Origin of the sequence: Paenibacillus terricola, assembly GCF_014779765.1 — a bacterium.
Taxonomy (GTDB): Bacteria; Bacillota; Bacilli; order Paenibacillales; family Paenibacillaceae; genus Paenibacillus_T; species Paenibacillus_T terricola.
In genome coordinates this window covers 51458-69425 of sequence record NZ_JACXZA010000013.1, presented here as the reverse complement: position 1 = coordinate 69425, position 17968 = coordinate 51458, and the positions used below count along the sequence as shown (strand labels likewise).

The 17968-nt window shown below is 48.9% G+C and carries 26 protein-coding genes and 1 rRNA gene; 2 read left to right on the top strand and 25 right to left on the bottom strand.

All coding sequences use genetic code 11. The annotated features are described in order from the left end of the window. From H8B09_RS29830 to H8B09_RS29820, 3 genes are all read right to left on the bottom strand, one after another. Positions 1 to 99: ribosomal RNA gene (locus tag H8B09_RS29830) — 16S ribosomal RNA — on the bottom strand; the annotation flags it as partial. Between the two features lie 370 nt (positions 100 to 469). Continuing rightward, positions 470 to 691, bottom strand: coding sequence for a hypothetical protein (locus H8B09_RS29825; protein WP_110046899.1), 222 nt, complete (start codon positions 689 to 691; stop codon positions 470 to 472). A 119-nt stretch (positions 692 to 810) separates the two neighbouring features. Beyond that, on the bottom strand, positions 811 to 1434 hold the full coding sequence (locus H8B09_RS29820; protein WP_191207209.1) for a stage II sporulation protein M: 624 nt from the start codon (positions 1432 to 1434) through the stop codon (positions 811 to 813). Between the two features lie 116 nt (positions 1435 to 1550). On the opposite strand from H8B09_RS29820, the gene pdaB reads away from it, so the two are divergent. Beyond that, positions 1551 to 2363: a polysaccharide deacetylase family sporulation protein PdaB gene (gene pdaB, locus H8B09_RS29815; RefSeq protein ID WP_191207208.1), complete on the top strand. Its 813-nt coding sequence runs from the start codon at positions 1551 to 1553 to the stop codon at positions 2361 to 2363. Between the two features lie 18 nt (positions 2364 to 2381). On the opposite strand, the gene H8B09_RS29810 is transcribed toward pdaB, so the two are convergent. Beyond that, positions 2382 to 3011, bottom strand: coding sequence for a KinB-signaling pathway activation protein (locus H8B09_RS29810; RefSeq protein WP_191207207.1), 630 nt, complete (start codon positions 3009 to 3011; stop codon positions 2382 to 2384). Between the two features lie 278 nt (positions 3012 to 3289). Between H8B09_RS29810 and gerD the strand changes: the two genes are divergently transcribed. Next, on the top strand, positions 3290 to 3991 hold the full coding sequence (gene gerD / locus H8B09_RS29805) for a spore germination lipoprotein GerD (protein WP_191207206.1): 702 nt from the start codon (positions 3290 to 3292) through the stop codon (positions 3989 to 3991). An 87-nt stretch (positions 3992 to 4078) separates the two neighbouring features. Here the strand turns inward: gerD and salA are convergent, their stop codons facing one another. From salA to rplF, 21 genes are all read right to left on the bottom strand, one after another. Then, positions 4079 to 5152, bottom strand: a complete 1074-nt coding sequence (gene salA, locus H8B09_RS29800) for an iron-sulfur carrier protein/transcriptional regulator SalA (protein ID WP_191207205.1) — start codon at positions 5150 to 5152, stop codon at positions 4079 to 4081. 101 nt (positions 5153 to 5253) lie between these two features. Continuing rightward, on the bottom strand, positions 5254 to 6036 hold the full coding sequence (gene cwlD, locus H8B09_RS29795) for an N-acetylmuramoyl-L-alanine amidase CwlD (RefSeq protein ID WP_191207204.1): 783 nt from the start codon (positions 6034 to 6036) through the stop codon (positions 5254 to 5256). A 190-nt stretch (positions 6037 to 6226) separates the two neighbouring features. After that, positions 6227 to 6922, bottom strand: a complete 696-nt coding sequence (locus tag H8B09_RS29790) for a phosphoadenylyl-sulfate reductase (RefSeq protein ID WP_191207203.1) — start codon at positions 6920 to 6922, stop codon at positions 6227 to 6229. A gap of 220 nt (positions 6923 to 7142) precedes the next feature. Then, on the bottom strand, positions 7143 to 7535 hold the full coding sequence (rpsI, locus tag H8B09_RS29785; RefSeq protein WP_191207202.1) for a 30S ribosomal protein S9: 393 nt from the start codon (positions 7533 to 7535) through the stop codon (positions 7143 to 7145). An 18-nt stretch (positions 7536 to 7553) separates the two neighbouring features. Then, positions 7554 to 7991: a 50S ribosomal protein L13 gene (gene rplM / locus H8B09_RS29780; RefSeq protein ID WP_191207201.1), complete on the bottom strand. Its 438-nt coding sequence runs from the start codon at positions 7989 to 7991 to the stop codon at positions 7554 to 7556. Between the two features lie 208 nt (positions 7992 to 8199). After that, entirely contained in the window at positions 8200 to 8985 is a 786-nt protein-coding gene (truA, locus tag H8B09_RS29775) for a tRNA pseudouridine(38-40) synthase TruA (protein WP_397376110.1), read from the bottom strand. 1022 nt (positions 8986 to 10007) lie between these two features. Further along, a complete protein-coding gene (rplQ, locus tag H8B09_RS29770; RefSeq protein ID WP_087570332.1) occupies positions 10008 to 10373 on the bottom strand; it encodes a 50S ribosomal protein L17 in 366 nt (121 codons plus the stop codon). Positions 10374 to 10419: 46 nt separating this feature from the next. After that, positions 10420 to 11364 (bottom strand): DNA-directed RNA polymerase subunit alpha, encoded by a 945-nt coding sequence (locus H8B09_RS29765; RefSeq protein WP_110046887.1) that lies wholly within the window; start codon positions 11362 to 11364, stop codon positions 10420 to 10422. Positions 11365 to 11490: 126 nt separating this feature from the next. Beyond that, positions 11491 to 11886, bottom strand: coding sequence for a 30S ribosomal protein S11 (gene rpsK / locus H8B09_RS29760; protein WP_191207200.1), 396 nt, complete (start codon positions 11884 to 11886; stop codon positions 11491 to 11493). Positions 11887 to 11905: 19 nt separating this feature from the next. Next, positions 11906 to 12274, bottom strand: coding sequence for a 30S ribosomal protein S13 (gene rpsM, locus H8B09_RS29755; protein WP_191207199.1), 369 nt, complete (start codon positions 12272 to 12274; stop codon positions 11906 to 11908). Positions 12275 to 12296: 22 nt separating this feature from the next. After that, positions 12297 to 12410, bottom strand: coding sequence for a 50S ribosomal protein L36 (gene rpmJ, locus H8B09_RS29750; protein ID WP_003333770.1), 114 nt, complete (start codon positions 12408 to 12410; stop codon positions 12297 to 12299). A 41-nt stretch (positions 12411 to 12451) separates the two neighbouring features. Beyond that, entirely contained in the window at positions 12452 to 12667 is a 216-nt protein-coding gene (infA, locus tag H8B09_RS29745; protein WP_015847200.1) for a translation initiation factor IF-1, read from the bottom strand. Between the two features lie 2 nt (positions 12668 to 12669). Further along, positions 12670 to 12957 (bottom strand): KOW domain-containing RNA-binding protein, encoded by a 288-nt coding sequence (locus H8B09_RS29740; RefSeq protein WP_191207198.1) that lies wholly within the window; start codon positions 12955 to 12957, stop codon positions 12670 to 12672. Beyond that, positions 12957 to 13721, bottom strand: a complete 765-nt coding sequence (map, locus tag H8B09_RS29735) for a type I methionyl aminopeptidase (protein ID WP_191207197.1) — start codon at positions 13719 to 13721, stop codon at positions 12957 to 12959. The genes H8B09_RS29740 and map overlap by 1 nt, the downstream gene beginning before the upstream one ends. Then, the gene (locus tag H8B09_RS29730) at positions 13721 to 14371 is read right to left on the bottom strand and encodes an adenylate kinase (protein WP_191207196.1); all 651 of its coding nucleotides are present in this window, start codon (positions 14369 to 14371) and stop codon (positions 13721 to 13723) included. Before H8B09_RS29730 ends, map begins: the two co-directional genes overlap by 1 nt. Positions 14372 to 14456: 85 nt before the next feature. Continuing rightward, positions 14457 to 15755: a preprotein translocase subunit SecY gene (gene secY / locus H8B09_RS29725; protein ID WP_191207195.1), complete on the bottom strand. Its 1299-nt coding sequence runs from the start codon at positions 15753 to 15755 to the stop codon at positions 14457 to 14459. Further along, positions 15755 to 16195, bottom strand: coding sequence for a 50S ribosomal protein L15 (gene rplO / locus H8B09_RS29720; protein WP_191207194.1), 441 nt, complete (start codon positions 16193 to 16195; stop codon positions 15755 to 15757). Before rplO ends, secY begins: the two co-directional genes overlap by 1 nt. 50 nt (positions 16196 to 16245) lie before the next feature. Further along, positions 16246 to 16425, bottom strand: coding sequence for a 50S ribosomal protein L30 (rpmD, locus tag H8B09_RS29715; RefSeq protein WP_191207193.1), 180 nt, complete (start codon positions 16423 to 16425; stop codon positions 16246 to 16248). 13 nt (positions 16426 to 16438) lie between these two features. Then, positions 16439 to 16936 carry a 30S ribosomal protein S5 gene (rpsE, locus tag H8B09_RS29710; RefSeq protein ID WP_110046878.1) on the bottom strand — a complete coding sequence of 166 codons (498 nt, stop codon included), beginning with the start codon at positions 16934 to 16936 and terminating at the stop codon, positions 16439 to 16441. A gap of 31 nt (positions 16937 to 16967) precedes the next feature. Then, entirely contained in the window at positions 16968 to 17336 is a 369-nt protein-coding gene (gene rplR / locus H8B09_RS29705) for a 50S ribosomal protein L18 (protein ID WP_191207192.1), read from the bottom strand. 63 nt (positions 17337 to 17399) lie between these two features. Further along, the gene (gene rplF, locus H8B09_RS29700; RefSeq protein ID WP_191207191.1) at positions 17400 to 17942 is read right to left on the bottom strand and encodes a 50S ribosomal protein L6; all 543 of its coding nucleotides are present in this window, start codon (positions 17940 to 17942) and stop codon (positions 17400 to 17402) included. Between the last annotated feature and the right edge of the window lie 26 nt (positions 17943 to 17968).

Here is a 17968-nt window from a genome sequence, read left to right as displayed (position 1 = left end):
AGCAGTTTGAAAGCAAGCTTTCAAACTGCTCCGCTCGACTTGCATGTATTAGGCACGCCGCCAGCGTTCGTCCTGAGCCAGGATCAAACTCTCCATAAAAGGTGTAATTCGTCTTCCCGCAGGAAATCGGATTATCACCGAGAAGTGCTTGTTTAGCTCATTTAAAACATTTAAACTGACAGTTTCGCTCGTTGTTCAGTTTTCAAAGAACAATTTCGACAACGTTTAACATCTTATCACATGATGTTCAGTTGTGCAAGCATTTCTTTTATGTTTGTTTCACTCGAAATGATGTGAATCAAACCGTTTATTTCGTGTCCGGCGTGTGTGTTTCTCGGCCGGAATTAGAATATACCATAGGCTGTCCACAGTGTGCAACACCTTTTTCACAAAATACTAAATTACTTTCTGCTGCCGGTCGGTCGAACGGGCCGCGCATATGGTTGGGCAGCAGCCCGCAGCCTTTACGCTATCGATAATTTCGCATATTCAGCGCGTAGCGTGACAACTCTTTGGGAGAAGCAATTCTGGCGAACATGCGGAAGATGATCTTATATCTCTTCGCAATCGCCTGCTTAATATCCTCATCCAGCCGAGAATCGTGTAGGTCGAGCATCATTTCATCCAGTTCTTTGCGGAGGACGTAGTCAAATTCTTTGCATTCTTTTTCATTGAACAAGATCCCGAGCATAACCGTCAGTCGGCCTCCTTAACAGCGACAATATTCACATTTAAACAAAAAGCGTCCTGCGCTGCTGCTTAGGACGCTACCTGCCGCTTTATTGTTATGCTCAAATATTGGTAAATTTATTACTTTTGCAACAAGTATGGTGTAATTGTGCTTTCGATAAGGGATGCAACGAGCAGCAGCAATACGATTCCGAGAAGAACAGGAAGCGTCGTAATGACGTATCGTTCAGTCTCCTGCGCCATGGCTTTGGCCTTCGAAGGATTGAACAGACACCCGAGCCAGCGGAACGCAATGTTGCCTGATCGTAGTCCATACGCTGCAGCAATTATTATGATCGGAATTTCGATAATGCCGTGCGGCAGTATGCCTTTAACTAATATTTCGAACATCGTTGATGCACCATGCTCTACATAGTACTTATGCATGAGGTAGCCGATCACCATCCCATTCATGACCATAAAGAATGCAGGGTACACACCAAAAAGAAAGCCGAAGTAGATAACCAGTCCCGCTTTCACCGCATTGTTCAAGAAAATAATAATGATAGCCATCAATGTCGGGTTCGACGATTGATTGACGATATCACTTAATTTCTTAATCCCCTCGAGCTGATTATCAAGAAAATCGGAGAAGCCTGTCGCTGTAATCCCCGCAACTATACCGGCAACAAAGAGTACTGCGCTAATGCCAAAGTAAGTACGCATCATTCGAAAATGTGCTGCCCACCCAAAGTTACGAAACATGCTGTGTATCCTCCTCTTAAAGATTCATAGAAAGATGAATATCTGCTATATGTACGAGCATAGGATTGTACTAGTACAAGGTGTACGAGAGTTTGTTATGAGAGGAGCGCCGACGGATGAACATGTTTTATGTATGGAACGGAAGGAAACTGAAGCGATATTTGATGCTTGCTGTAGCTGTTGTTTTCTCTTGCGGCATTATTTATGCAGAGCGCGACAATATTGCCGTATTCGCCCCCCAGCAACCGGCAGCCATCTACAGCATTCCGACGGACAAGAAGGTCGTTGCTTTAACGTTTGACATCAGTTGGGGGGACAAGCGTGCCGAGCCCATTATCGATGTACTGAAAGAGAAAGGCGTTAAGAACGTAACCTTCTTCCTCTCCTCCGTCTGGAGCCAATCGCATCCGGAGATTGTGAAGAAGATTGTAGACGCTGGCTTCGAAATTGGCAGCCATGGTCACAAACACGATTACTACAGCAAATTCAACGACGATGAGATCCGCTCGCAAATCACAACAGCTCATACGATCCTGTCTGGCTTAACCGGTAAATCACCTAACTTAATTCGTCTGCCTAATGGTGATTTCGATAAACGCGTACTTCGCATTGCGGAGGAATTGAATTATACGGTCATCCAATGGGACACGGATTCGTTCGACTGGATGAATATCGGTACGGACAAAATCGTTGAACGTGTCGTAAGCCGCGCTCATCCTGGGGATATCATACTTATGCATGCGAGCGATTCCTCTAAGCAAACCCGCGATGCCCTCCCTGCTATTATCGATCAGCTGCGTGCCAACGGGTATGATTTCGTTACCGTATCACAAATGATCGGACAGACAGAAGTTCAAGGCAAAACGGTAAATACCGATTCCTTAAACGATCCGTCTGTCCGACTGGAAGCTGCAGCATATGGTTTGTAAACCTTTAAAGGGGTAATACTAGACCGATTTTGCGACATTCGCGGAATCGGTTTTTTCATTGGCGCTGCCTACAAGCCTGTGCAGCCACATAATCTGGAATGCGTTGCAAATAAATAACGGCGTAATCATAAAGATGACGGATACCGCGTTCGTCTCACCGTTAATGCTTGGCCATGCCTCCAGCACGGTCACGACAAACATAAGGAAAACGGTCGGCACGAATGCGCTGCGGTTCGTTTGCTTCGCTTTGAAATAAGCAACGACAATCGAGCCAATGGCCAATGCGGTCGGCAGCACCCAGTACAGCCAGTTGCTCAAACGCTCACGTTCACCATAAAGCATGTAGCCAAGTGCGAATGTTGCGAACAACGACGTATACCCTTGGAGCATCGTCCACAAATATTTTTGTCTAAAAATGCTCAGTGCGATGTAGTTGACCGTTAAATAGGCGAAAAAGCCCATCATCGCGAATACGCCGATCATCAATCCGCTGATCGCCATCATCAGTGCGTTATAGCCTGTTTCCTCGACTTTCAGAAATCCGTACGATTGATCCGTAAATTGAAGAGCTAGTCCGAGAACGGTACAGGTAACAGCTCCAACGGCCATCGAACTCCAGAACAAGAAGAACAATTTGCGTATTGTCATGCTTTGTATTGACCTCCCAATTGTTATCCAAGGGGAATCGGCTGACCGTTCTTGCAACGGCATACGTTTCGTCCCAGAGAAATCCAAGCTTCATATAGATGGTTATGTAAATGATCTCGGATTTCAGAAGAGGCTGCCGCCCCTAATCATGCAATCTGCCCTTTATTTTACCACATTAGAATTTATAAGTCTTCGTGTCATTCCGATGATAATCGCGCGAACATTGCACATACTATCGTTACGAATAATCGTTGGCAATGGAAGGGGTATGGCACAGCATGCGATTATGGTTATGGATTTTAACAGCATCTGCCCTGCTTTCGATAACGGCCTGCGGCGCTGAGCCGTCATCGTCACAAAGCGAGCCGATTAGCTACAAAGACATGAAAACGATGGTCATCGATATTCTAAAAACCGAAGATGCGCAGAAGGCACTTCAAGAATCCGCCACTTCTTCGACAGGGAACACGGGGTTCAGCTCCAAGCTCCTATCCGTGCAGGATCAAGAGCAGGTCCGTATGGCAGTCAAAGAGGTTCTCGTCTCCCCTGATTATGACAAGGTGATCAAGACCTTAATGACCGACACCCGCTTCGCAGGTGAATTTGCTAAGACAGTTAACACGCAAAATAAGCAAATCCATAAGGATCTCATTAAGGACCCTACTTATCAAAAGGATCTCATCCAAGCGATGAAGTCACCAGAGATGGATAAAATGATCCTGGACGTGCTGCAGGGTTCCCAATATCGCAAGCAGGTTATGTCCTTAATGCAAGAGGCTATGCAGAACCCTCTGTTCCGTCTCGAAGTACTCGACCTGCTGAAGAAAGCCGTACAAGAGGAACTCAAGCCTGCTCCTGTCTCGACAGACAGCAAGAAGAAGGAATCAGGCAGCGGGGATAGCGGAGATAGTGGAGACAGCGGCGACGAATCCAAAGATGAAGAATCCGGAAGCGGTGACGAGAAAGATTCTTCAACATGATTATCAACAATAATGATTAACAACAAACCAGCCTTGCCCCCACTCAGGGTGCTCGGCTGGTTTGTTGTTGTTCGTTCCGACTAAACTTTACAATTTATCGATTACACGTTGTGCCAGTTCCGCATATAGCTTGCCAGTCTCACTGTCAGCCTTATAAACGGATGGTGAGAAATCAGGTTCAGACGGATGGTTGTCTGGAGCGCCTAGCGGAATCTGCGCGAGGAGCTCTGCATTCAGCGTCTCTGCAAGACGCGCACCGCCGCCTCTTCCGAACAAATATTCTTTCTCCCCGCTGTGGCGGTTCAAGTAGTACGACATATTCTCAACGACGCCGATAATGGCGTGCTCGGTCTTGATTGCCATCGCACCTGCCCGCGCAGCGACGAATGCAGCCGTTGCATGCGGCGTCGTGACGATAATTTCTTGGCTCTGCGGGATGATCTGATGTACATCCAGCGCAATATCGCCTGTGCCTGGAGGCAGATCAAGCAGCATATAGTCAAGCTCGCCCCACTCGATCTCGGCGAAGAAATTGCGAAGCATTTTGCCAAGCATAGGACCACGCCATACGACTGGGCTATTGTTCTCGACGAAGAAGCCCATCGACATGACCTTGACGCCGAATCGTTCGATTGGAATGACACGATCGCCTTCCACGTCAGGCCGCTCCTCGATCCCCATCATATCCGGCACGCTGAAGCCGTAAATATCGGCATCGATTAGACCTACTCGTTTGCCTGCACGTGCAAGGGCAACAGCAAGGTTCACCGTTACAGTGGACTTGCCTACGCCGCCCTTACCGCTCGCGATCGCAATAAACTTCGTACCAATCTCTGGTGACAGGAGAGGTGTTGGTTCAAGCAAACCGCCATGGCCTTTGACAGGCGCTCCTTGTCCCCCATTAGGCTGTGCTGATGCTGCCGGAGCCTCTGTAGGAAGCACACGGAAACGAAGATGCACAGACTCGATTTCTGCCTGCTTCAATGCCTCGCGTACAATGGTTTCAATTGGAGCCTGATCTTCCTGCTTAGCCGTTAATACGGTCATGGAGACGCTGTTGTCCTTCGATACTACATCGCGGAATTGGACGGACTGGCCAACCTCACCTGCACCCTCAACCGCTGTGCGAACAATCTCGATTACTTGTTCTCGCGTTAACATCGTACTGATTCCACCTTCTTAGCTATGTAAATAGTTGAGCTGATTAAAGATAACGATGCTGCATACTTCACTATTATAACATAGTCTACGGCGCCCTTCGATCAATGCACCGGTTCCGCTATTGAGGTGGTTGATGCTTTCTCCCCTGCGCTGAAACGAAGAATCCCCTGATAGATCGCTGCTGCAATTGACCGCTGGTAGTCGCCATCTTTCAATCGGCTTGCCTCTTCTGGGTTCGACAAGAAACCTACTTCCACGAGCGCTAACGGAATATCCGTAATCTGCTTCATTAGATATACCTCGTTCTTGATCGGCGATGCAATGCGAGTTGTGTTCGCCAGATTGCGCTTGATCTCTTCTTGAATTAATGCTGCGAATTGTCCGTTGTTCACTTGGCTCGGATAAAAGAACGTTTGTGCACCGTACCATTTCATGGATGGAATACTGTTCATATGGATACTGACAACAAGATCGGGTTTAGCATCCTTGATGACGGCCACTCGCTTCATTAGATCCTCTGTTTTCCGCTTGGCAACCTTCTTCGTATCCTCTGCAGCAAGATCATAATCGCCTTCTCTCGTCATCAGAACGATGGCTCCCGCCTGCTGCAAATAGTCGCGCAAATAAATCGCAATCGCAAGGTTCAAGTCCTTCTCGATAGCCCCCTCCTTGCTGACCGCTCCCCCATCAATGCCCCCATGGCCCGCATCTATTGCGATCGTTTTGCCAGACAACGGAAGCGACCAGGTCGTCCAAGTCCGCGAAGCCGGAATATCCTGTACGATGAGCACGACAGCAGCGATTACAACCAGAGCGCTGACGACGATTCGCAGCGTCCCTTTATAGTTCATCCATACGACAAACCGATTTCGAATCCGCCGCATAAATAAAACCACCTCACCCCACACGAATGATAACCTGGCTTTACGTGAAAGCCTGTACTATACCATCCATATGGGACGAGGCGGTCGTTTATGACTACATCGTTATTGAGTTGATTAAACTGGGCGGGCATAATTCGGCCATTCAAAGCCCCAAGAGGCACTCTGACGGCCGATAGGCAACGCTCAAGTCTTATTTGTGCAGACCGCACTCTGTTTTATCGTTACCCGACCAACGACCGGCCCGTTGGTCTTCGCCTGGCATTACTTGACGCGTGCAATGCTCACAACCGATCGATGGGTAATGATTGTCATGCAGTTTGTTGTAAGGTACGTTGTTCTCGCGGATATAGTTCCATACGTCTTCAGACGTCCAACCTGCAATTGGATTGAATTTCATGAGACCAAATTTGTAGTCATATTCAATCTTCTTTGCATTCGCACGAGTAGCCGCTTGATCGCGGCGAATACCTGTAATCCAGCACTCGTATTGGCTCAGAATTTGCGTGAGCGGCTGAACTTTACGGATGTTGCAGCATTGGTTAGGGTCGCTCTTCCACAGCTGTTCGCCATATTGTGCAGCTTGCTCTTCAGGCGTAATTGCCGGTTTCACCTGCACATAGCGAATGTTCGGATAACGAGCGGCAAGCTCGTCACGCGTTTCAAGCGTTTCTTTGAAGTGGAAATCCGTGTCGAGATAGAAAATGTCGATATTCGGATTAATCTTTTGAATCATATCAACGAGAACAACGTCCTCTGCGCCGAAGCTGCATGCGAACGTAATATTAGGGAACGTTTCAATCGCATATTGGATGATTGCTTCCGGTGTTGCATCTTCCAGTTCAACAGCTTTCTGTGCGGCAAGTGCCTCTTTCTCAAACAGGTTCATCGTTAAGACCTCCGTCCAATATTAATTCCTAGTAAGAGGGTAAGCTTTGCTCGTTATTATACGTCTTTCGCAAGGTTTGTTCAATGAATTAATTTCACTCTTACCGGCAAATACAAGCCTTTCATGAATAATTGGGCAGTATCGCCAATGTAGTTCGCTAACAACAAAAAATACCCCTTCCGAGCATATACATGCTGCAGAAGAGGTATTGGACTCGAAATTAACGTTTCGAGAATTGTGGAGCGCGACGAGCTGCTTTGAGACCGTATTTCTTACGTTCTTTCATACGTGGGTCACGCGTCAGGAAGCCAGCGCGTTTCAGAGAACCACGGAACTCAGGGTCTGCTTTGAGCAGTGCACGGGAAATACCGTGACGGATTGCACCAGCTTGACCGGAGATACCGCCGCCGTTAGCGATAACGATTACGTCGTATTTGCCCGTCGTATCCGTCAGTGTCAGCGGTTGTTTAACGATCAGCTTCAGTGTTTCAAGACCGAAATATTCATTCAGGTCACGTTTGTTGATAGTGATTCGTCCTTCACCCGGCACGAGACGAACGCGTGCTACGGAGTGTTTACGACGACCGGTTCCATAGTATTGAACTTGTGCCATGAAACTGTCCTCCTTTTATTAACCGCGAAGCTCGTACACTTCAGGGTTTTGTGCTTGATGCGGATGTTCCGAACCTGCATATACTTTGAGTTTGAGCTTCATTTTGTCGCCCAGACGGTTCTTAGGAAGCATGCCGTGTACAGCTGCTTCGAGAACGCGCTCAGGATGCTTTTGAAGCATGTCGTTAGCCGAGAATACTTTCAGACCACCTGGATACATCGAGTGGCGATAGTATTTTTTGTTTTGAAGCTTTTTGCCCGTGAGGACAATTTTCTCAGCGTTGATGATGACTACGAAGTCACCAGTGTCAACATGAGGCGTAAATTGTGGTTTGTGCTTACCGCGGATCAAGGCAGCTGCTTCGCTGGCCAGACGGCCCAGCGTTTTGCCTTCTGCATCGATAACAAACCACTTGCGATCGACTTCGTTAGGCTTAGCCATAAAGGTAGTACGCATGGGTGTTCCTCCTTAAAAATGTTTCAGCAATCCATTTATAATGAAACGTTCGCGTTTCAAGCTGATAATTCATCGTCTAAATTACATCTATTGCTCGTTTGGTTGGAGCATTTCTAATCGGGGCTGTGGGATAGCCATTAAAAATGCACAAGTTATATACTACTATAAATACTGGACTTTCGCAAGAGGTTTAACTTGTAAAATACAGCTAATTTGCGCTTTCCTGCGCCGAAATCTGCAATCTCGACTCTTCAACCGGATATTCGACTTCCCACAGCATCAGTCCATGTGCCATCGCCGTTGGACCGGTCGTTGTCCGATCCACCGCCTTAAGCATCGAAGGGATATCGCCAGGCGACAATTTACCTTCACCGACCCACATCATCGTACCCGCAATAATCCGAACCATATTATAAAGGAAGCCGCTGCCCGTCACGAACAGATGCAGCATAGGCCCATCCTCTTCAATACGCGTCTCGAATATGGTGCGAACATGATGAAGTTGTGTAGATTGGATCGATGTGAACGACGTGAAGTCATGCTCACCTACAAGATGTGCAATTGCCTCACGCATCGCAGCGACATTAAGCGGCGTCGGGTGGTGAAACGCATAATGACGGCTGAAGACATCCGGAAACTTATGACGGTCGATTGTATAGCGGTACGTCTTCCGCTTCGCCGAATGGCGCGCGTGAAACGCTTCAGGCGCTTCCCAAGCCTCCAACACGACAACATCGTCAGGCAGCCTTGTGTTGATTGCGAGCGCCCAACGTTCCTGTGGAATACGGGACTCCGTATGGAAGTTAAACACCTGCCCTCGAGCATGCACACCTGCGTCTGTTCGGCCGGAGCCGATAATGCGAAGCTCCTCGCCTGTCAGCGTCTTAATAGCCGCTTCAAGGATATCCTGAATCGTATTGCCGCTAGGCTGCGACTGAAAGCCGCTATATGTCGTTCCGTCGTAACTGACTACCATCACTATGTTTCTACTCACCTATATCCTCCCTCTCTAGGGAAGACCCAAAGGGCTGCGCCCTCTGGACACCCACCTAATTCCTGTTATAGGCCCCTAAGGGCTGACGCCCTCTGGACACCCTCTTTATAGACACCAACATGAGCAGGAATCAAAGGGCTAACGCCCTCTGAATACCAGCCTAAATCCTGTGTAGGACCCATAGGGCTGGCGCCCTCTGAACTCCCATTTTGCCGACTCCCACCTAAATCCTCCCTCTGGCCAGAGGGAGGACCCCAGAGAGCTCCGCCCTCTGGACTCCGGGAATGGTTACTTTGATACGCTAGTCGGTGTGCTCGCTTACGTCCCGTTGGGACACGCTTCCTTGTGGGGCTTCCTAGATGCATTCGAACGCCCGCGAACGATACGACGCTTCGATGTAACTAAGTGCCACAAGCCGCTTTCGTCCCTGTGGGACACGCTCTACTGTTGGTGTTCTCCCCTTGGCGCGCAAACGCGCTTTAGAGTTCATGTGCAAACAGCAAACGTGCGTATCCACAGCGGCCAGTCGTATTCTAGTAACGATATCCCCAAATCCACACGCTTCTCCACAGTTTCCACAGTGAAAATGCAAATCGAAGGATGAGTCACCACTGATCACAGGTGGATAACTTGAGAGAATCAGAGTTATCCACCTGTGAATAGGTCATTACGCAGGGCGCAAAGGGCCCGAAAATGCCGGCTCATGTATTACGAGCCGGCAAATTAAGTTATATCCCCAATGGAATGCGAGAATGCGTGGAGATCAGCGGCAGGTGCACGAGTTTACATCCGACTTTTGAATGGATGTTCCCTACCCTATTAGAATAGTTCATAGGAACAACAGTTCAACGGGAGGCGCGTGCTTGACGCATGCTCGGAATGCACAGGCGAAGCCGTTGCAACCGTGACCTTCCTTCCTCGAAACAGCTACTTGCTCGCAACGCACCCACGCGTTCCATTCATTCCAAGAAAAAAAGGTGGCCGCGAAGGTCCACCCTTTCTCATCCGATCCATCCGGTCGATTACGCGCGATCTACCAGTTCCAAATACACCATTGGCGCTGAATCACCGCGGCGCGGTCCCAGTTTAAGAATCCGCGTGTATCCGCCCGCACGTTCCGAGTAACGGGTGGCCAGTTCGGAGAACAGTTTTTGAATAGCGTCTTGTTCACCGTCAACTGTTTCACGACGAACGAAAGCTGCCACTTGGCGACGAGCGTGAAGATCACCTTTTTTCGCCTTCGTGATGAGCTTCTCAGCGATCGAACGAACTTCTTTCGCTTTAGCTTCCGTCGTTTGGATGCGCTCATACAGGAACAGGTCCGTTACGAGGTCGCGGAAAAGAGCTTTACGCGCGCTCGCGTCACGGCCCAATTTTTGGTATGCCATCGATTTCTCCTCCTTCTGCAAGATTGCATTTGCATGCTGCTGCTATCTATTCTTCCATGCGGAGGCCCAAACCAAGTTCCTCTAGCTTCTCTTGTACTTCCTCCAAAGATTTGCGTCCGAGGTTGCGCACCTTCATCATATCTTCTTCGGTTTTCGTGATCAGCTCTTGAACAGTATTGATGCCTGCACGTTTCAAGCAGTTGTAAGAACGAACGGAAAGATCCAGTTCCTCGATCGTCATCTCGAGTACTTTCTCTTTCTTATCTTCTTCTTTCTCGACCATAATTTCCGCGTCTTTGGCTTCATCGGTCAATCCGACGAACAGGTCCAAATGCTCGGTCAAAATTTTAGCGCCGAGGCTAACAGCCTCTTCCGGTCGAATACTTCCATCAGTCCAAACTTCTAAGGTGAGCTTGTCATAGTTGGTAACTTGGCCGACACGAGTATTTTCTACGCTGTAATTGACACGGGTAATGGGCGTGTAGATCGAATCAATAGGAATTACGCCGATCGGTTGATCTTCTTTCTTATTCCGATCCGCAGGTACGTACCCGCGTCCACGATTGGCGAATACCCGCATATGGAGCCGTGCACCGGAGGCTAAGGTCGCGATATGAAGATCAGGGTTCAAAATCTCGACATCGCTGTCCGCTCGAATGTCGCCCGCCGTTACGTTCCCTTCGCCTTCTGCATCAATTTCCAGCACCTTCTCTTCGTCGGAGTGGATTTTGAGCGACAGGCCTTTCAGGTTCAGTATGATTTCGGTAACGTCCTCAATCACACCGGGAACCGTAGAAAATTCATGAAGCACACCATCGATTTGCACCGAAGTCACAGCTGCGCCTGGCAGCGACGACAGCAGAATCCGACGAAGCGAATTCCCCAGCGTCGTTCCGTATCCGCGCTCCAGTGGTTCAACAACAAAACGTCCATATGTGCCATTCTCATTGAGCTCTACGGTTTCGATTTTCGGCTTTTCGATCTCAATCACTAGTAGTACCCTCCTTCAAAACGTCGCTCCGTTCACCGTACGTGTTCAGTCGAATCATGTAGTATGCCAAACCTTCACAACCATTATTCACAAGTTGCTGTAATTTGATACCACGTAAAGACTGAATTATACGCGGCGACGTTTCGGTGGACGGCAGCCGTTGTGTGGAACCGGCGTTACGTCTTTAATCAGGTTAACTTCAAGACCTGCTGCTTGCAGGGAACGGATTGCCGCTTCGCGGCCAGCACCTGGTCCTTTAACCATAACCTCTACGACTTTCATGCCATGCTCCATTGCAGCTTTAGCAGCTGTTTCAGCAGCCATCTGAGCTGCGAATGGCGTGCTCTTACGGGAGCCCTTGAAACCAAGGTTACCGGAGCTTGCCCAAGAGATTGCATTGCCGTGCGGATCCGTGATCGTAACGATCGTGTTGTTGAACGTCGAACGGATGTGCGCTACGCCGGAGTCGATATTTTTACGGTCACGACGTTTCGTACGTACGACTTTTTTAGGTTTAGCCATTGTGTGTTATCCTCCCTTCTTATTTCTTCTTGTTAGCTACAGTCCGACGAGGACCTTTGCGCGTGCGAGCATTCGTTTTCGTACGTTGACCACGAACAGGCAGTCCACGACGGTGACGAACACCACGGTAGCAGCCGATCTCGATGAGACGTTTGATGTTCAGCGAGATCTCACGACGAAGATCGCCTTCTACTTTAACCGACTTGTCGATTGTTTCGCGAAGTTTGCTAACTTCATCTTCCGTCAGATCACGAACACGCGTTTGAGCGCTAACGCCCGTCGTTGCAAGAATCTTCTTAGCAGTCGTTTGACCGATACCGAAGATATATTGCAGCGCGATTTCAACGCGTTTGTCACGTGGCAAGTCTACACCAGCAATACGTGCCATATGTCTTGGTTCCCTCCTTTATCTAGCCTTGTTTTTGTTTGTGTTTAGGATTTTCACAAATCACCATAACGTTGCCTTTGCGACGAATGACTTTGCATTTCTCGCAAATCGGCTTAACCGAAGGTCTGACCTTCATTGTGATTACCTCCCGAATCCTTCGGCGCAAGCCCGAAAGGCTTACTTCCGATAGGTAATACGTCCCCGTGATAAATCATAAGGCGATAACTGGATAACAACTTTATCACCGGTCAAGATCCGGATAAAGTGCATACGCAGTTTGCCAGAAACGTGAGCTAAGATTTGATGTCCATTCTCAAGCTCAACCTTAAACATAGCGTTAGGTAGCGGTTCAATTACCGTACCTTCGACCTCAATGACGTCTTCCTTGGCCACCGTCATTCTCCTTTCGCTTGCACGAACTTCTGAATCGCGTAGCGCAGCTTGGCATTCGTCACCCGGCCGGTCTCATTCATGCTGTTGACAACTTCGGTGTTGATGACCGACTGTAACTCAAGGTGCGCAATGTTCTTCTTCTTCGGCCGATCGAATCGTTTCTTATCGCCATCGGCAATAAGTACGAAACGTTCATCGACGATGCCGATGATAACCGCATAACCGCCCTCATCCTTGCCGCGAAGCACGGATGCGATTTGACCGATCTGCGGTGTAACATCCACGTGCATCAACCCGCCTCAGCATCCGATTTGGTTAGTATCTCATAACCATCTTCAGTTACGGCGACTGTATGCTCGAAATGCGCACACCACGAGCCGTCGACCGTGACGACCGTCCAGTTGTCTTCAAGCGTTCGTACATAGCGCTCTCCAATGTTGACCATAGGCTCGATGCAGAGAACCATACCTGGCTTAAGCCGTGGTCCCCGATCTGGAATCCCATAGTTCGGAATTTGCGGTTCTTCATGAAGCTTCGTGCCGATTCCATGACCGACATACTCACGAACAACCGATAATCCCGCATTCTCAACAACCTTCTGAACGGCATGCGATATCGTGAAGAGTCGAACATCCGGTTTAATCAGTTCAAGACCCGCATAAAGGGATTGTTCACATACATCGAGCAACCGTTGCGCTTCAGCAGAGATTGTACCAACGCCATACGTCCAAGCGGAGTCGCCGTGATACCCCTGATACTGCGCACCGATATCAATGCTTATGATATCACCTTCAGCCAGCTTCTGATTACTATTCGGAATACCATGCACCAACTGATCGTTGACAGAAGTGCATATGCTGGCAGGAAATTGATTGTAACCTTTAAAAGATGGAACGGCGCCCTGACTTCGAATATACGTCTCGGCGATTTGGTCCAGTTCGCTAGTCGTAATGCCGGGCCGTATCGATTGTTTAAGCAGCCGATGTGTATCAGCAACAATCCGCCCTGCTTCCCGCATCAAACGGAGCTCTGCTTCCGACTTGCAAACAATCATTAGTTTGAACCCCGCAGAACGGAAACGATCTCAGCAGTTACAACATCAATATCCTGTTCCCCGTCGACTTCACGAAGCAGCGATTTGCCTTCGTAGTACGAGAGCAATGGTGCTGTTTTCGAGATGTACTCATCCAGACGCGTACCGACTTTTTCTTCGTTATCGTCCGAACGTTGGTACAGCTCGCCTCCGCATTTATCGCAGATGCCTTCTTGTTTCGGCGGGTTATTCAAGACGTGATAAGTGGATCCGCACGATTTGCAGATGCGGCGGCCCGTAAGACGAGCAAGCAACAATCCGCGATCAACTTTCAAGTTAATGACGTGATCGAGCGAGCGGCCCATGTCCGCGAGCATACCATCAAGCGCTTCAGCTTGTTGCAGCGTACGCGGGAAACCATCGAGCAGAAAACCTTTGGAGCAGTCATCTTGCAGCAGGCGGTCCCGAACGATTCCGTTCGTAATCTCATCCGGCACTAGCAAGCCTTGATCTACATACTCTTTTGCTTTCAGACCCATTGGCGTGCCTTGCTTCATAGCAAGACGGAAAGCATCACCGGTAGAAATGTGTGGTACAGCGAACTGATCGACAATGCGTTCAGCCTGCGTTCCCTTGCCGGCTCCTGGAGGTCCCATGAATAGAATGTTCATTCCGTGTTCCTCGCTTTAAGCACAATAGGTCCGTTCGGGTTCCGACATACGATCAGCATGCCAGGACCCCGATATGAACCTATCTTTATTTATTGATAAACCCTTTGTAGTGACGTTTGATGAGCTGGCTTTCGATCTGTTTCATCGTATCAAGTGCAACACCGATAACGATCAGAAGCGAAGTACCACCGAGTCGAACCGACTGCGGCAGATCTGCGGCTGCACCAAATGCAACTGGAAGCAACGAGATGACCGACAAGAATACCGCACCCGCAAGCGTAAGACGAGTCATAACGCGCGTGATGTACGACGACGTTGGTTTACCAGGACGAATACCTGGGATGTAACCACCGTTCTTCTTCATCTGATCTGCCATTTGAACCGGGTTGATCTGAACGAAGGTATAGAAGAAAGTAAAGCCGACAATCAGAAGCACGTACAATAGCATACCAAGTGGTTTGTCATAGTACAAGTTCTGAATAACCCATTTCGCCCATTCCTTGTTTGCCCAGAACTGCGCGATCGTAATCGGGAACATGAGCAGCGAGATGGCGAAGATAACCGGAATAACGCCTGCGCCGTTTACCTTCAGCGGAATGTGAGTCGACTGACCACCGTACATCTTACGGCCAACTACACGTTTAGCATATTGTACCGGGATCTTACGGATACCTTGTTGAACGAAGATGACACCAACAATTACCGCGATTGCGACAACTACGATGATAACCACCTTCAAGATGTTCCAGAAGAGCATATCACCAGGGTTCTCGAATTCTGTAGCATAGATATCGCGAATATGTCCAGGCAGAGCTGCGACGATGCCCGCGAAGATCAGAACCGAGATACCGTTGCCGATACCGCGTTCCGTAATTTGCTCACCGAGCCACATCAAGAATGCCGTACCGGCAGTCAGGATGATCGCGATCATTGCATAAGTCGTAAACTTAGGATCAATAACCATCTCATATGAGTATCTACGGTTAAAGCCAACAGCCGTACCAAAGCCTTGGACCAGACCAAGGATAATGGTACCGTAACGAGTGATTTGAGCCAGTTTCCGTTTGCCGTTCTCGCCTTCTTTTGCCCATTCCGTAAACTTCGGAATAACGTCCATCGACAGCAACTGTACGATGATAGAAGAAGTGATGTAGGGCATAATCCCGATCGCGAAGATCGAGAAGTGGAACAAGGCGCCACCCGAGAAGGTATTCAACAAGCCGAACAGGTCAGCCCCGCTATCGACTTGTTTGAATACGTCTGTGTTAATATTCGGAACCGGGATAAACGAACCGATTCGGTAAACAAGCAAGATGAAAAGGGTAAACAGGATCTTCTTGCGAAGGTCTTCCACTCTCCAAATGTTGGACACCGTCTTGAACATTAGATCACCTCGGTTTTACCGCCGGCAGCCTGGATTTTCTCTACCGCAGATTGAGAGAATTTGTTTGCCTTTACAGTCAGTTGAACCGTGATTTCGCCATTACCCAGGACTTTAATGCCGCCCAGTGGATTTTTGACGATTCCTTTCTCCAGAAGCACTTCAGGAGTAACTTCTGTTCCTGCTGCAAAGCTGTTCAATTCTTCAATGTTCACAACCGCGAATTCCTTACGGAATGGGTTGTTGAAGCCGCGTTTCGGAAGACGACGGTACAATGGATTTTGACCGCCCTCAAAGCCCGGACGAACGCCACCGCCGGAGCGAGCGTTCTGGCCTTTATGACCACGACCGGCCGTTTTACCGTTGCCGGTACCGATACCGCGACCGATGCGCTTGCGCTCTTTACGGGAACCTTCTGCAGGTTGGAGCTCATGCAATTTCATCGTTCGTAGCACCTCCTTAATTGGTTTGCCTTGACAAAAGCTCGTATTATTTATACTTCTTCGACTTTGATCAGGTGGCTAACAGCGTTAACCATGCCACGAATCGCCGGAGTGTCGTTCAGGACAACAGATTGGTGAAGCTTGCGCAGACCAAACGATTGTACCGTAGCACGTTGCTTTTCGTTGCGACCGATCAAACTGCGAACAAGCGTAACTTGTAATTTCGCCATCTTGTTTTCCTCCTTAACCCAGAAGCTCTTGTACGGTTTTACCGCGAAGCTTCGCCACGTCCTCCGCACGTTTCAGGCGCGAAAGGCCTTCAATCGTTGCGTTAACCATGTTCATGGAGTTTGAGGAACCAAGCGATTTCGTCAGAATATCGCCAACGCCTGCCAGTTCGAGTACTGCACGAACTGGGCCGCCAGCGATAACACCGGTACCTTGGGAAGCAGGCTTAAGCAATACTTCGCCAGCACCGAAGTGACCGATTACTTGATGCGGGATCGTCGTTCCCACGAGTGGAACGTGAACCAGATTCTTCTTCGCGTCTTCAATACCTTTGCGAATTGCATCTGGAACTTCGGCAGCTTTACCGATACCAGCGCCTACATAGCCTTTGCCGTCGCCGACAACTACGAGTGCGCTGAAGCTGAACCGACGTCCGCCTTTAACTACTTTGGATACACGGTTGATGTGGACAACCTTCTCTGTCAGTTCTAACGTATTCGGATCTACACGCAAGTCGTTTTACCTCCTTGTTAAAAATTTTAAATTAGAATTCGAGCCCTGCTTCGCGAGCTGCATCAGCCAGTGCTTGAATACGTCCATGGTACAGATAACCGCCGCGGTCGAAAACGACTTCAGATACACCTTTCGCTTTAGCGCGAGCAGCGATCAATTCGCCAACTTTCTTAGCCGCTTCAATGTTACCACCGTTGCCAACAGACTCAGCAAGCTCTTTATCCATCGTGGAAGCTGCTGCGATTGTTACGCCGCTAAGATCGTCGATCAATTGCGCGTACATATGCTTGGAAGAACGGAATACCGACAGACGCGGACGTGCAGTCGTACCGTTAATTTTCTTACGAACACGCAGGTGACGTTTCAAACGAGCTTTGTTTTTATCGCCCTTCGTAATCATTCGGAGAACACTCCTTTCCGTTTGCCTTATGAAGCTATCGGGATAAGCCGACTGTTAAGCGACTTATTTCTTCTTACCAACTTTACCCTCTTTACGGAGGATGCGTTCGCCTTCGTACTTGATACCTTTACCTTTGTAAGGTTCTGGTTCACGAACGGAACGGATTTTTGCTGCCGTTTCACCAACGAGCTCTTTATCGATGCCGCGAACGATGATTTTCGTTTGCGATGGCAGTTCGAATTCGATGCCGTTGTCCGGAGCGATCTCAACCGGGTGAGAGTAACCTACGCTAAGAACGATTTTCTCGCCGCTCTTGTTAGCACGGTAACCTACGCCGACGAGTTCAAGTGTCTTCGCGTAACCTTCTGTTACGCCGCTAACCATGTTAGAGATGACGCTGCGCGTCGTTCCGTGCAGGGAGCGGTGAAGTTTGTTGTCCGAAGGACGTTCAACCACGATCTCGTTCTCAGCAACATTGATCTTCATATCTTTGTGCAGATTACGGGAAAGTGTGCCCTTAGGACCTTTTACAGTAATGGCGCTGTCGTTCAGACTGATGGTAACACCAGCTGGAACAGCGATTGGTTTGCGACCAATACGGGACATTTGTTACACCTCCAATCGTTGACGAT